Raw genomic sequence first — 14,232 nt, 5'->3', positions numbered from 1 at the left:
AATCGCGGCCCTGAACTTTTCTGCATGCAGTGCTGGCGAGAATGCGTCGCGAAGCCGCACCCGGTCTGCCCTGCATTATCCCGTTCACTGGATGGTGGCGCTTCAGTCGCCCCACCCTCAACCTGACTATCAGACCAATGCCGGGCCGGTCAGCCCATCAATCATCACCTGTGGAATGCCGCGCGAGCAGTGTTCAATACGGCCACTGACGCCATAGACCTTCGCCAGGGTGGCGGGCGTGATCACCTTATCCGGCTGCCCTTCCGCCACTAAAGCGCCTTGCTTCAGCATCAGGGCATGTTGCGCATGACGCAGTGCAATGTTGATGTCATGCACCACCACGACCGTGACGATGTTACGCTGGGCGGTTTCACGCCGTACCAGATCCATCACATGAAACTGGTAATTGAGGTCCAGCGCACTCAGCGGTTCATCCAGCAACAGCAGTGCCGGACGACGGATCAGTGACTGCGCCAACCCGACCAGTTGCTTCTGTCCGCCAGAGAGCTGATCAAGATAACGCATCGCCAGATGCGCAATACCAAGCTGCTCCAGCAGATGCATGATTTCCGCTTCGCTGCTGACACTATGCAGACCACCGGAGGCACGCTGCGCCACGATGATCGACTCCAGCACATGCAAATGCACGCCCGCAGGGAGCGACTGCGGCAGATAGACCACATTCTTCGCGCGCCGCGCGAAGGGTTGAGTCATGAGATTTTCACCGTTGAGCCACATCTCGCCCTGGCCTTTATTTAGCCCGGCCAACGCGCGCAGCAGCGTCGATTTACCGCAACCATTCGGCCCCAGCAGCACAGTAATCTCACCGCGCGGCAACGGTGCCACATTGAGATTTTCTATCACTTTATGTTTTGGGTAACCGGCACTGAAGCCGCATAAGGTCAGACCCTGTTCCATCATACCGTCCCCCGATGACGCAGAATAATACTCAGGAAGAACGGCACGCCGATCAGCGAGGTGACAATGCCGACCGGGATGATCACACCAGGAATCAGGTTTTTCGAGGCAACCGACGCCAGGGACAGCACCAGCGCACCCACCAGCGCACTGGCTGGCAGATAGAAACGGTGATCTTCACCAAACATCATGCGGGCGATATGGGGGGCAACCAGGCCGATGAAGCCGATCGGCCCGACAAAGGCTACTGCCAGCGCCGAGAGAATACTGATGCGCAGCAAGGTGGTAAGCCGCAGACGACGTACGTCAATGCCAAAGCTCACTGCGCGGTCTTCCCCCAGCCGGAGTGCCGTCAGCTTCCAGCTGCTCATCATCGAGAACGGCACCAGGATTGCCAGTGCCACGCTCAACACCCCCAGTTTCTCCCAGGAGGCGCGCGCCAGGCTGCCCATGGTCCAGAACACCAGCCCCTGGAGAGTGTCTTCGCTGGCGATGAACTGCATCATTGAGACCAGCGCGTTAAAGGTAAAAACCAGCGCGATACCGAACAGGACTACGCCCGCCGAGGAGACCTGAGTCCAGCGGGTAACGGCATCCAGCATCAATGCGGCAAACAGTGCAAAGACAAAGGCGTTAGCAGAGATTAACCACTGGTCAGGAATGCCAGGAATACCCACACCAAGGATAATCGCCAGCGCGGCACCAAACGCTGCCGCCGATGAGACACCGAGCGTAAAGGGACTGGCCAGCGAGTTGTTCAGGATGGTCTGCATTTCTGCGCCCGCCAGGCCCAGCGACAGGCCCACCACCAGCGCCATCAGCGCATAGGGCAGACGAATGTCCCAGACGATAACGCGGGTACCAGCATCAACGCTGTCGGGGTTGAGCAATGTGTTCCACAGAGTTTCCAGTGAGAGTCCGGCTGGACCCAGCGTGAAGTCGAGGATCAGCGAGGCGAGTATGGCCAGCAGCAGCACGCCAATCCAGATCAGGCGGCGTCGCAGCACCTGATGATAGTTCTGCATGGTGTGGTGAAGCGTCTCCTGCTCCACCAGCAGCGAAGTTTCGGTAGTCATGTTTGAACCCTGTGTGGCTATCACGTCAGAAAACGCAGCCACAATAGTGCAGGTGATAATAATTATCAATTTGTGAACATAAGCGAGACGTGAAAAAAGGGTAAAAAACAGTGTTGTTATGGGCAGGATACCGGCAGACACAGCGCGTTGAGGCTGCTCCCGGACTTAAAGCGATGGGAGCATACGTCTGGAGCAAAGCATCGCGGGCCAGGGACAAAAACGCCGGGAGCGTTTTTGAACAACGCCACGCGTTGGCCCGGTAACGGGCGCACCTCAGGGATGAGGTGCGTAACCGCCCGCGCTGAGCTTGCCAGGGATGGCGTTTTTGCGTCTTTGCGAAAGACCTATGCTCCCTGAGCATGTGCCCCATCTGCAGCCTCAACGCGCTGTGTCAGGCACCGGACTCAACAGCGCCAGCGTACAGAGCTACTCTTTATGAACCGGGAACTCCATTTCGCTGTACTTCACGAAACGACTGCCGCGCGTCAGCTTGTAACCGAACCAGATAATCAGGAACAGTGGAATACCGATGTAGGTTGCTGCCACGCCGTACCAGTCGATGCTGTCGTTGAGGAATGCCTGGTAATTCTGACCCAGCGTGATGATCAGGCAGAGCACGAAGGCAAAAATCGGCCCGAGCGGGAAGAAACCGGAACGGTAAGGCAGATTGTTCAGGTCACGCCCCTGGGCAACATAGCCCCGACGGAAGCGATAGTGGCTGATGGCAATCCCGAGCCACGCGATAAAGCCGGTCATGCCTGAGGTATTCAGCAGCCACAGATAAACTTCCTGATTACCAAATTTTGAGGTCAGGAAGCACAGCCCGGCCACCACGGTAGTCGCCCACAATGCATTGCGCGGAACGCCGCCTTTAGAGAGCTTAGCGAAAATCCGTGGCGCTTTGCCTTCGCTGGCCAGGTTGTAAAGCATACGCGTTGAGGCGTACATACCGGAGTTACCTGCTGACAGCACCGCCGTCAGGATCACCGCATTCATGACGGCGGCTGCAGAGAGTAGACCGGCGTTCTGGAACACCAGAGTGAATGGGCTGACGCTGATATCATCAATATCGTTATGCAGTAACTGCGGATCGGTGTACGGCAGAATCAGACTGATAATCAGGATAGCGAACACATAGAACAGCAGGATACGCCAGAAAATCTGCCGCACCGCGCGCGGGATATTTTTCGCCGGATCTTCAGATTCGCCCGCCGCGATACCGATCAGCTCGGTGCCCTGGAAGGAGAATCCCACAATCATCGCCACGCCAATCATCGCAGCAAAGCCGCCCGCAAAGGGTGCATCGCCCACCTGCCAGTTTTGCCAGCCCGCATGCTCAGCACCGCGCATAATACCGGTGATCATCAGCACGCCGACCACGATAAAGATAATGACGGTGGCCACTTTAATCAGCGAGAACCAATATTCCGCCTCGCCAAAGCCTTTTACCGAAATGTAGTTAAGCAGGAACATCAGGCCCAGGAACAGCGCACTCCAGATCCAGCCAGGCGTGTCGGGGAACCAGTAATTCATCACCAGCTGGGATGCCACCAGATCAACCGCAATGGTTACCGCCCAGTTGTACCAGTAGTTCCAGCCGAGCGCGAAACCAAAGCCCTCTTCAACATATTTTGCGCCGTAGGTGGCGAAGGATCCTGACACTGGCATGAATGCCGCCAATTCACCAAGACTGGTCATCAGGAAGTAGACCATCAGGCCGATCAGGATATAGGAGAGCAGTGCTCCGCCGGGGCCGGCCTGAGCGATGGTGGCACCGGAGGCGACAAACAGGCCGGTACCAATGGAGCCGCCGATGGCGATCATCGTCAGGTGACGGGCTTTTAACGCACGTCGTAATGCAGGTTGTTGTGTTGTATTTGAGTCATTATGCATGTGTTAACGCTACGCTGGGTAAAAATGAGGCGCGATTGTAGCAGTCGGATCGGCTCTGTATAGCGAATGCCATGCTGTTATAAGTTAAGTTCATGATCGTGCCAGAATTATTAGCAATTACTCGCGACAGTAGGACAAAAAGCGTGTCAGTGCCTTTGAGATATGCTTCTGACGGTGGTGAATGCGATAAAGGGTACGGGTCAGACGCGGCAACGGAATCGCCAGTTCTATCAGCGTGTCCGCCTCTAGCAGGTCAGCAATCACCCGGCGTGAAAGACAGCTGATGCCCATGCCGTGACGCACCGCATGCTTGATCGCTTCAGAGTTACCCAGCTCCATACCCAATTGAAAACTGGGCAGGTGTGATAGCAGCAGATAATCGACGATTTCACGGGTGCCAGAGCCGCGTTCACGCAGGATCCACGGCGCCTCTGCCAGGGTTTTTAGCGTCACCGGCTGTTGCAGAATAGCGGCGTCAGGCGCGGCAAACACCACCAGCTCATCTTCAAGCCAGGGTTCACTGACCAGCTCAGTCATGTGGCACGGCCCTTCGATCAAGCCGACATCCACGCGGAAATCGGAAACCGCCTGAATCACGTCCTGACTGTTGCCAACGCTCAACTCCAGCGGCAAGCCGGGAAAATCGCGACGATAGGCTGCCATCATGCCTGGCAGCAGATAATTACCGATGGTGCTGCTGGCAAAGATACGTATCGCCCCATTGTCCTCTTTGAACAGTTGCTCAATTTCACTCGCCTGTTCCAGCAGTCCCACCGCACGCGGATAGAGTAGCCGCCCATGCTCATTCAGCACCAGTCGTTTACCGACCCGATCAAACAGTTGTACCCCAAGCTGGCTCTCCAGATCGGCCAGCGCTGCGCTGACCGCCGACTGTGACAGCGCCAGCAGTTGCGAAGCCTGGGTGGTGGAACCACTCTTGAGCACTTCGGTGAACACTTCGATTTGCCGCAGCGTAATGTGCATCATCGCTCCTTAACGCAGTGAGTGCCTGATCAGGTAAATGATTAACGCCAGCCAGACCAGCCCGATAATCACCAGCCAGCTGGCGATCTTTTTGCCACGCGAACGTTGAGACTGCGCCCGCTCACTGCTGCTGATGCGGACTTCACGCGGCAGCAACCGCAACAGCACCATGACCCCCGTCGGAATGATCACTGCGTCATCCAGCAGACCGACAAAGGGGATCACATCCGGGATGAGATCAATCGGGCTGATACCGTAGGCGACCAGCCCCAGCATCCCTAGCTTGTTCCACCAGGGCGTTCGCGGGTCGCGAAAAGCGAACATCAATACCAACACATCTCTTTTGAGCAGCGTCGCCCAGCGGCGCAGACGCGAAACTATCATGATGACTGCCTTATCGTTTATTCTGGTTGATTATAAATATATTATCAATTTCACTTTTAAGCCAGTCGCCGTCATGATCGGGTCTCAACCAGGAGGAGTGACCACCATGACTGAACTGAGCATCGCTAAATCGCATCATCCCGTTCCGCTCTGGATCCCGGGTCTGCTGCTGACCGTTGTGATCGCCGGGGCAGCCAGCTGGCTGGCGCAGCAACCGGTGATTGCCGCCCTCGGGCTGGGTTCACTGACTCTGGCGATTATGCTGGGCATTCTGGTCGGTAACAGCATCTATTCGCCGCTGGCGTCACGCTGCGATAACGGCGTGCTGCTGGCTAAGCAGAAGCTGCTGCGGTTGGGGATCATCCTGTTTGGCTTTCGCATCACCTTACAACAGATCGCTGACGTCGGTTTCAGCGGTATCCTGATTGATGCACTGACCCTGAGCAGCACGTTCTTTATGACCTGCCTGCTGGGTATGCGTCTGCTGAAACTGGATCGCGATACCGTCTGGCTGATTGGCGCGGGCAGCAGCATCTGCGGCGCCGCAGCCGTACTGGCGACCGAGCCGGTGGTGAAAGCCGCGCCGTCGAAAGTCGCGGTGGCTATCGCGACCGTGGTGCTGTTCGGTACGCTGGCGATCTTTATCTATCCGCTGCTGTGGCCGCTGGCGCATCACCTGTTTCCAGGCCTGAGTGCCGTGCAGTTTGGGGTTTTTACCGGCTCAACCATCCATGAAGTGGCGCAGGTGGTGGCAGCCGGACACAGCATCAGCCCGGATGCCGAAAACAGCGCAGTGATTGCCAAAATGCTGCGGGTGATGATGCTGGCTCCCTTTCTGCTCTGCCTGAGTACGGTATTACGCGGTAAGCATCAGGGCAAAACACGCCAGCCGACGACGTTTCCCTGGTTCGCGTTGCTATTTATTGCCGTCGCGCTGTTTAACTCACTACAGCTGCTGCCTGCCGCGGTGGTGGCGACGCTGAATCAGCTGGCGGGTCTGCTGCTGGCGATGGCGATGGCCGCGCTGGGATTAACCACCCGCTTCGGGGCGTTGTATGAGGCGGGCGTTAAACCGCTGCTGCTGGGCGCGCTGGTGTTTGTCTGGTTAATCGCGGGCGGCGGCACCATCAATCTGCTGGTGCAATATTTCATGGGCTAGCGGCATCGGGTATCATGCCGTTTTTATCCGTGCATACCCCCAGGAGAAAGGCATGAAATATATTGGCGCACACGTGAGTGCGGCAGGTGGCGTGGATCAGGCTGTGATTCGCGCCCATGAATTAGATGCCACCGCCTTCGCCCTCTTCACTAAAAATCAGCGTCAGTGGAAGGCCGCCCCGCTCTCCACCGAGGTGATTGATGCTTTCCGCGCCGCCTGCGAGACGTACAAATTCAGTCCGCAGCAAATCCTGCCGCACGACAGTTTTTTGATTAACCTCGGTCATCCGGTCGAAGAGGCGCTGGAAAAATCCCGCGCGGCCTTTATTGATGAATTGCAACGTGCTGACCAACTCGGTCTGACGCTGCTGAACTTTCACCCTGGCAGCCATCTGCATCAGATTGATGAAGAAGCCTGTCTGAAGCGGATTGCGGAGTCAATCAACATCGCCCTCGACCAGAGCCAGAATGTCACCGCCGTCATTGAGAATACCGCCGGTCAGGGCAGTAATCTGGGTTTCCGCTTCGAGCATCTCGCCACCATTATTGAGTATGTTGAAGATAAGTCGCGTGTCGGCGTCTGTATTGATACCTGCCATGCGTTTGCTGGTGGCTATGACCTGCGTACCGAAGCGGATTGCGAAGCGACCTTCGCCGAATTTGAGCACATTGTCGGCTTTAATTATCTGCGCGGCATGCACCTTAACGATGCCAAAAGCGCATTTGACAGTCGCGTTGACCGCCATCACAGCCTCGGTGAAGGGAATATTGGCAAAACTGTGTTTAGCTGGCTGATGAAAGATCCGCGGTTTGATGGCATACCGTTGATTCTGGAAACCATCAATCCCGATATCTGGAAAGATGAGATTGCCTGGCTGAAAGCAGAACAGCAGGGATAGAAAAAGGGAGCCGGCTGGCTCCCTGTTTCTTTTACTTCAGCAAATTATGCCCTTCAGCCAATCAGGCTTTCGCCAGCTGCTCTTCCGGACGTTTCAGTACGGCATAGCTCAGACCCGCAATCGCGGTGCCGATGACAATCGCCATCAGATAACCAATAACCGGTGTGATTGCGCCAGGGATCAGCAGTACAAACAGTCCACCGTGCGGCGCCATCAGTTTCGCGCCAATCGCCATGGAGATAGCACCAGTAGTGGCACCACCAACGATACAGCAAGGCAGAACGCGCATCGGGTCACGGGCAGCAAACGGAATTGCACCTTCAGAGATAAAGCAGAGACCCAAAACCAGTGCCGCTTTACCGCCTTCCTGCTGACCTTTGTTGAATTTACGACGGGCAACCAGGGTTGCCAGACCCATCGCCAGCGGCGGCACCATACCGGCTGCCATGATGGCGGCCATCGGCGCATACGTCTGCGAACTCAGTAAGCCAACGCCAAACGCGTAAGCCACTTTATTTACCGGCCCCCCCATATCGGTACACATCATGCCGCCCAGAATCGCGCCCAGCAGTACCGCATTCGCCGTACCCATGTTCGCCAGCCAATGAGTCAGGCCATTCATAATGCCAGCAACGGGTTTACCCACCACGTAAATCATCAGCAGACCGGTGATCAGACTGGCTAATAGCGGAATAATCAGTATCGGTTTCAGCGCTTCCATACTCTGCGGCAGTTTAACTTTACCGCTGATTAGTTTCGCCGCATAACCGGCAATAAAGCCCGCGATAATCCCGCCTAAGAAGCCCGCGTTGATACTGGTGGCAATCATACCGCCAATCAGACCCGGAGTCAGACCCGGACGATCAGCGATGGAGAAGGCGATAAAGCCTGCCAGCACCGGCACCATCAGGGCAAAGGCGCTACCACCACCGATTTGCATCAACGCAGCGGCCAGGGTGCCCTGTTCTTTAAAGGCGGTGATACCAAAGGCGAACGACAACGCGATGCTCAGACCACCCGCCACCACCATCGGCAGCATGTAGGACACACCGGTCAGCAGGTGACGATAAGCCCCTGCACCGCCCTGTTTCTTCTCTTCTTCAGGGGTATTGTTCTGTCCGGCAGCGGCCGTGTTGAAGGGCTTGGCTTCCGCGACCGCTTTATCCAGTTCCTGCGCGGTTTTCTTCAGCGCCAGACCGGTTGAAGTGCGGTACATCGGCTTACCGGCAAATTTTGCCAGATCGACTTCAATATCTGCCGCGACAATCACCAGATCGGCTGCAGCCACTTCTTCAGGTGTAATGGCGTTACCGGCACCCACTGAACCGCGGGTTTCGACTTTCACCCACCAGCCGCGACGGGTCGCTTCAGCCTGAATCGCCTCAGCAGCCATAAAGGTATGCGCCACGCCGGTCGGACAAGCGGTAACGGCAACGACGCGTTTCTGCGCGCCAGCCTGGGCCGCTGCGCCTGCAGGTGTTGCCACCGCAGTGGATGCCTGCCAGGTTTTCGCTTCCGCTTTCGCCCGGTTCAGGAAGGTTTCCGGCTCCCGTACCGCCAGCTGGATATCGCCCAGCCAGACCGCTTTGCCAGTCAGCGCCGCATCGTCCGGCACGTTTTTACCCAGCACAATCGCCAGTTCAGCGTCGGCAGGGTTATCAATCAGGGTCAGGCCCGCACCAGCTGCGGCAGCAGCCAGACGTTGTTGCGCCATGTAAGCGGAAGCCAGTCCCAGTACAGGGTCTTTTATCAGCAGCGTTTTCATTATCGCTCTCCTGCTGTCAGTTAACGGGTTGTAAGTCGACGCGCGCCATCATGGCGGCCAACTGAGTACGATCGGAAACGCCAACATTGCTCTGGCTGACGGCCATAGCCGCCACGGCAGTCGCAAGACGCAGCGTGTGTTCACTGGATTCGCGCATCAGCAGGCCATAAATCAGGCCGCCAACCATGGAGTCGCCGGCCCCCACGGTGCTGACCACGTCACAAACCGGCGGTTTAGCGATCCATTCGCCAGAGGCGTTGACCCACAGCGCGCCTTCCGCGCCCAGCGAAATCACCACATGCGCGATGCCCTGCTCGCGCAACTCGTGCGCGGCGCTAATCACATCCTGCAGGGTTGGCAGTTTGCGACCGGCCCAGATTTCCAGCTCACGGCGGTTCGGTTTAACCAGCCATGGCGCGGCCTTCAGTCCTGCCACCAGCGCCTCGCGGCTGCTGTCAAAGATGATGCAAGGGCAGTGAGTGCGGAGTTCGGTCATCCAGCGGGTAAAGGCATCGTAATCGACGCCTTCTGGCAGGCTGCCGCTGACGCAGACCATATCGAACTGGCCCAGCCAGGTCAGAGAATCAGTAGTAAAGCGATCCCAGTCCTGACCCGTCACCTGAAAACCGGAGAAATTCAGATCGGTGACGTCGCCGGTCTGTTCAGTGAGTTTAACGTTGATACGGGTACGGCCAGGCACGACCTGGAAGCGGTTAGCAATGCCCAGCTCGCTAAACAACTGTTGAAAGCCGTCCTGATTTTCTTTTCCCAGGAAGCCGCCGACGGTGACATCAATGCCAAGATCTTTCAGGACTTTGGCTACGTTGATACCCTTGCCTGCGGCATGCAGCCCGGTGGTTTTCACCAGGTTGACTTCGCCGCGTTCTATTTCAGGGGTATATCCCACCAGGTCATACGCCGGATTCAGCGTAATGGTGGCGACGCGTCTGCTCATGATGCCCCCTCACCCAGACCATGGGTGATTGCTTCTTCAATTGCGTTCAGCGCCTGCTGTGCATCGTCACCGCTGGCGCTGAAGCGCAGGCGATGGCCTTTCTTAACGCCCAGCGCAACCACTTTCATCAGGCTGCGGCCATTAGCGGGTTTACCGCTGCCATCGAGATTGGTCACGGTGATGTCGCTGTTGAACTGTTTGATCACGCTGACCAGCGCCGTGCCCGGACGGGCATGCAGGCCATGTTCGTTGCGAATAGTAAATTCAGCGGTCAGCACCTCAGCCTGCTCATCGACTTCACTGGTCAGTAAGGCGTAAACACCTGTCGCATCCGCTTTAAGCAGACGATCGGCTTTGCCTTGCTGCAGCAAGGCGCTGAGGTAACCCAGCACGTCCAGAGGACGTTCATCGGTCGCCGAAACACTGATTAACAGTGCCGCTGATTCACCCTGATGGTCGAATGCATGTTCAGCACGGCTGATCGCAACGCCGCTGCGCAGGTTGCCCAGGCTGCTGTCGCTTAGCCAGATGCCCTGCCCCAGATTCAGCGGGGTCGTTGAGACCACGTCTGCGACGTAGCTGGCATCCACCACGCCCGCGGACTGCAGCCGACCGGCGTTCATTGCCTGTAAGGTGATCAAATCGCTGGCAGCCACGTTGAGCGTGATTAATGAGGTGTCAAAGCTGAATTCAGCAGCTTGTTTCTCGCCCATCAGCAACGCACGAAGATCTTCAGCAGAGGCCGTTTTTAGCTGTTCAGCAATGGTGTCATCGCTCAGAACATGCGTGAGCTGACGCAGCAGCGCCAGATGTTCATCCGACTTAGCGGCTATTCCGATGGCGACATAGGCTGTCTGATCGTCACCCCAGGCAATACCCTGCGGAAACTGGAACACCTGAACACCGGTTTTCAACACCAGATCGCGGGTATCGGTGGTGCCATGAGGGATTGCAATGCCGTTGCCGAGAAAGGTTGAGGTCTGCTGTTCGCGCGCCAGCATGCCGTTGACGTACCCTTCAGTCACATTGCCCGCAGCGGTTAACGCGGCAGCAACCTGACGAATGGCCTCTTCTTTGTTCTGGGCGCTGGCTCCGGTATGGATGGCCTGCAATTCGAGCTGGAACATAATTCTCCTCGCTTGCTAAGATTGAATCGTTTCAGCCAGTGGCCAGGTTTTTACGCCAGGCTTTGAGGAATAGGTGGCGCAGTCACCGCTGAAACGTTTCAGGGATTGTGGTACAGCAGCTTTCACCAGGCAAGAAAATGCGCAAACGGCGTAGCAGATTTTTGATGTTACGCACATTTCGGAGAAGTTTGTGGGATTGGCTGACGAACAGGCTGACGCTATTGCTGTAAGGCGGGGTTAAGCAGAACAAAAACGTCAGCAGCGTCAGCGCCTCAGGGCGCGGTATCTGCTTCGAGCTTTAGCAAATAGGTCATCGCCTGCTGGCGAGAGTTACCGCACATGCTCTGTGCCGGTTGCAGGCCTGCGCAGACGGCAGGACGCAGTGGCGAGCCAAACAGTTTGCAGCGAAGTGTGTCATCAAGCTGAACACAGGGCGTGTTGGCGGGCTTGCCGTCAGGCATGCCAGGAATTGGCGAAGAGATAGACGGCGCCGTGCAACAGGCACCACACTGGCTACGGCATTGCATGCTGTACTCCGGCAGAGAAAGTCGCGGCGACAATAGCAGTCCGGCGTTGTAATTACCATGAAAGCCGCGGCCTGATACAAAATTTCGCACCCGTGATATTGCCAGTTTTCACCGGCACGAGTAACGTTGCGCGCACTTTACTTTCAAGATAGCGAGAACAGCAATGCCAAAAGCCAATGAAATCAAAAAAGGGATGGCCGTCACACACAACGGTAAACTGCTGCTGGTTAAAGATATTGATGTCCAGAGTCCCAGCGCACGTGGTGCCGCCACCCTGTATAAAATGCGCTTTACTGATGTCCGCACCGGTTTAAAAGTCGAAGAGCGCTTCAAAGGCGACGAAATTATTGATGCGATTTCGCTCAGCCGTCGCAGCGTGACTTTCTCTTATATAGATGGTGACGAATATATCTTCATGGATGATGAGGATTACACTCCCTACTCTTTTAAACAGGAGCAGATTGAAGAAGAGCTGCTGTTTATCCCCGAAGGCGGTATCCCTGGCATTCACGTGCTGACGATGGAGGGTCAGGTGCTGGCGCTGGAACTGCCACAAACCGTGGATATGGAGATCGTGGATACCTCTCCAGGCATTAAAGGTGCCTCCGCCAGCGCCCGAACCAAACCGGCCGGGATGAGTACAGGCCTCTCCATTCAGGTACCGGAATACTTCAGCAACGGTGACCGCATCCGCATCCACATTGCTGAACGCCGCTACATGGGCCGTGCAGACTAACCCGTAATCTGATGCCGATCGCGACCGTGATAGTGTTATATTATTACATTATCAGGCTATTTTTTGGCAGGAGTCGGTCTCATGACACGCGTTAATCTGATTACCGGTTTTTTGGGCAGCGGCAAAACCACGTTGCTCTGCCATCTGCTGGCAGCCAGACCGCCCGAAGAAAAGTGGGCGGTGCTGGTCAATGAGTTTGGCGAAATCGGAATCGACGGTGCTTTGCTGGCCGATCGCGGTGCCACACTTAAAGAGATCCCCGGCGGTTGCCTGTGCTGCGTTAATGGCCTGCCCATGCAGGTCGGGCTGAATATGTTGCTAAACAGCAAGCCCGATCGCCTGCTGATCGAGCCAACCGGTCTGGGCCATCCTCGTCAGGTTTTGCAGATGCTAAGTGCGCCGGTTTATCAGACGTGGCTGCAACTTAATGCCACCCTGACGCTGCTGGATGCACGACAGCTGTCTGAGCCCCGTATCGTTGCCAATGAAAGCTTCCGCGATCAGCTAATTGCCGCCGATATTATCATCGCCAATAAGCGTGATTGCTGGGATCAAGAGGATCATCAGCGCCTGGCTGACTGGCAGCTGCAGATGCAGCCTCCGCGTCCCCTGCTGGAGACCGAATTTGGTCAGATTCCCCTTTCCCTGCTTGATACTCCCTATCAGCCCCGCGATCTTCCCCTGCCGCATCACCATCATCCGGCAAAACCCGCCAGCGGTCTGGCGGCGATACGACTGGACGGCGAGGCGCGCTGGCGTCGGGCGCTGAACTACGGTCAGGGCTATAGCGCCTGCGGCTGGCTTTTTGATGGTGATACGCTGTTTGACAGCGGCGCGCTGCTGGAATGGGTACGGCAGGCACCGGTAGATCGGGTTAAAGGGGTGATGCGCACGACAGAAGGCACCCTGCGTATTAACTGCCAGGCAAACGAACTGCAGAGTAAAACACTCGCCTCACCGCCACCCGATAGCCGCATTGAGATCATTCATTCTCAGCAGGCTGACTGGAATCGGCTACAATCGGCATTGTTGAAGTGCCGTTTACGCTAATACAGGTATTATCGGCGGTTATTTTTTTAAATGAGTTTAATTATGCGCGCAACCCGCCTCATGACTATCCTGCTGCTGAATGCACTGGGTATAGTGCTATTTCTGTCGTGGTATCTGCCGCCTGAACATGGTTTCTGGTTCGGCATTGATAAAGCTGTTTTCTTTGGATTCAATAATCAGATGGTGACCCATCCGCTGTTCGCACTGATTGTCGCTATCACGAATTTTCGTGGTTTTGATGCGGTGTCACTGCTGGCGATGGGTTTGCTTTACCTGTCGATCTGGCGGCGCGAAACGCCAGAGGCGCGGCGTCGAATGCTGGCAATCGGTATCACCATGCTGCTAACTGCCGTGGTGCTCAATCAGTTGGGCCATCTATTGCCGGTGAAACACTCCAGTCCGACACTGTTCTTCGAGAACGTGCATCGCGTCAGTGAATTGACCGGTATCCCTGCTAAAGATGCCTCGAAAGACAGCTTCCCTGGCGACCACGGTATGATGCTGATAATTTTCGCCTGCTTTATCTGGCGCTATTTTGGTTTCAGCCGTTTTTTAATTGCCACCGCTATTGTGGTTATATTTTCACTGCCGCGGGTCATGGCGGGTGCGCACTGGTTTACCGATATTGCCGTCGGTTCGCTGTCAGTGGTATTAGTGGGTCTGAGCTGGTGGCTATTAACGCCGGCCAGTGACGTGCTGGTTAACTGGCTTTATCGCAAATTACCGGGTAAATATAAGCCCGTGACGTAAATGTTAAGCG

14 protein-coding genes are annotated in these 14,232 nt (G+C 56.1%); 5 read left to right on the top strand and 9 right to left on the bottom strand.

Going from position 1 to position 14,232, the window contains the following annotated elements; translation table 11 throughout:
* Positions 1-129: 129 nt before the first annotated feature.
* From WFO64_RS06730 to WFO64_RS06710, 5 genes are all read right to left on the bottom strand, one after another.
* Entirely contained in the window at positions 130-918 is a 789-nt protein-coding gene (locus tag WFO64_RS06730; protein WP_337010520.1) for an ABC transporter ATP-binding protein, read from the bottom strand.
* Positions 918-1,994, bottom strand: coding sequence for a FecCD family ABC transporter permease (locus tag WFO64_RS06725; protein WP_337010098.1), 1,077 nt, complete (start codon positions 1,992-1,994; stop codon positions 918-920). Before WFO64_RS06725 ends, WFO64_RS06730 begins: the two co-directional genes overlap by 1 nt.
* A gap of 426 nt (positions 1,995-2,420) precedes the next feature.
* Complete coding sequence (locus tag WFO64_RS06720) at positions 2,421-3,887, bottom strand: amino acid permease (protein ID WP_337010097.1); 1,467 nt, start codon at positions 3,885-3,887, stop codon at positions 2,421-2,423.
* 117 nt (positions 3,888-4,004) lie between these two features.
* Entirely contained in the window at positions 4,005-4,871 is an 867-nt protein-coding gene (gene yieE / locus WFO64_RS06715; RefSeq protein WP_337010519.1) for a DNA-binding transcriptional regulator YeiE, read from the bottom strand.
* A gap of 9 nt (positions 4,872-4,880) precedes the next feature.
* Positions 4,881-5,255, bottom strand: a complete 375-nt coding sequence (locus WFO64_RS06710) for a YkvA family protein (RefSeq protein ID WP_337010096.1) — start codon at positions 5,253-5,255, stop codon at positions 4,881-4,883.
* 106 nt (positions 5,256-5,361) lie between these two features.
* Between WFO64_RS06710 and WFO64_RS06705 the strand changes: the two genes are divergently transcribed.
* Positions 5,362-6,414, top strand: coding sequence for a YeiH family protein (locus tag WFO64_RS06705; protein WP_337010095.1), 1,053 nt, complete (start codon positions 5,362-5,364; stop codon positions 6,412-6,414).
* A 52-nt stretch (positions 6,415-6,466) separates the two neighbouring features.
* Positions 6,467-7,312 carry a deoxyribonuclease IV gene (nfo, locus tag WFO64_RS06700; protein ID WP_337010093.1) on the top strand — a complete coding sequence of 282 codons (846 nt, stop codon included), beginning with the start codon at positions 6,467-6,469 and terminating at the stop codon, positions 7,310-7,312.
* Between the two features lie 61 nt (positions 7,313-7,373).
* On the opposite strand, the gene fruA is transcribed toward nfo, so the two are convergent.
* The 4 genes from fruA to WFO64_RS06680 all read right to left on the bottom strand — a co-directional run bounded on the left by fruA (position 7,374) and on the right by WFO64_RS06680 (position 11,686).
* A complete protein-coding gene (fruA, locus tag WFO64_RS06695; protein WP_337010091.1) occupies positions 7,374-9,077 on the bottom strand; it encodes a PTS fructose transporter subunit IIBC in 1,704 nt (567 codons plus the stop codon).
* Between the two features lie 16 nt (positions 9,078-9,093).
* Complete coding sequence (fruK, locus tag WFO64_RS06690) at positions 9,094-10,032, bottom strand: 1-phosphofructokinase (protein WP_337010089.1); 939 nt, start codon at positions 10,030-10,032, stop codon at positions 9,094-9,096.
* Entirely contained in the window at positions 10,029-11,159 is a 1,131-nt protein-coding gene (gene fruB / locus WFO64_RS06685) for a fused PTS fructose transporter subunit IIA/HPr protein (protein WP_337010087.1), read from the bottom strand. Before fruB ends, fruK begins: the two co-directional genes overlap by 4 nt.
* Positions 11,160-11,431: 272 nt before the next feature.
* Positions 11,432-11,686 carry a YkgJ family cysteine cluster protein gene (locus tag WFO64_RS06680; protein WP_337010085.1) on the bottom strand — a complete coding sequence of 85 codons (255 nt, stop codon included), beginning with the start codon at positions 11,684-11,686 and terminating at the stop codon, positions 11,432-11,434.
* A 163-nt stretch (positions 11,687-11,849) separates the two neighbouring features.
* Here WFO64_RS06680 and yeiP point away from each other — a divergent pair, with 163 nt between their 5' ends.
* The 3 genes from yeiP (at position 11,850) to WFO64_RS06665 (ending at position 14,222) form a co-directional block, all read left to right on the top strand.
* The gene (gene yeiP / locus WFO64_RS06675) at positions 11,850-12,422 is read left to right on the top strand and encodes an elongation factor P-like protein YeiP (protein WP_337010083.1); all 573 of its coding nucleotides are present in this window, start codon (positions 11,850-11,852) and stop codon (positions 12,420-12,422) included.
* 81 nt (positions 12,423-12,503) lie between these two features.
* Positions 12,504-13,472 carry a CobW family GTP-binding protein gene (locus tag WFO64_RS06670; protein WP_337010081.1) on the top strand — a complete coding sequence of 323 codons (969 nt, stop codon included), beginning with the start codon at positions 12,504-12,506 and terminating at the stop codon, positions 13,470-13,472.
* A gap of 42 nt (positions 13,473-13,514) precedes the next feature.
* Positions 13,515-14,222 (top strand): phosphatase PAP2 family protein, encoded by a 708-nt coding sequence (locus WFO64_RS06665; protein ID WP_337010079.1) that lies wholly within the window; start codon positions 13,515-13,517, stop codon positions 14,220-14,222.
* Positions 14,223-14,232 lie beyond the last annotated feature (10 nt).

The sequence above is a fragment of the Pantoea sp. AS142 genome (genome assembly GCF_037152305.1).
GTDB lineage: Bacteria > Pseudomonadota > Gammaproteobacteria > Enterobacterales > Enterobacteriaceae > Pantoea.
The sequence above is the reverse complement of the archived record's forward strand: the minus strand, read 5'-3'. Positions and strand labels throughout refer to the sequence as shown.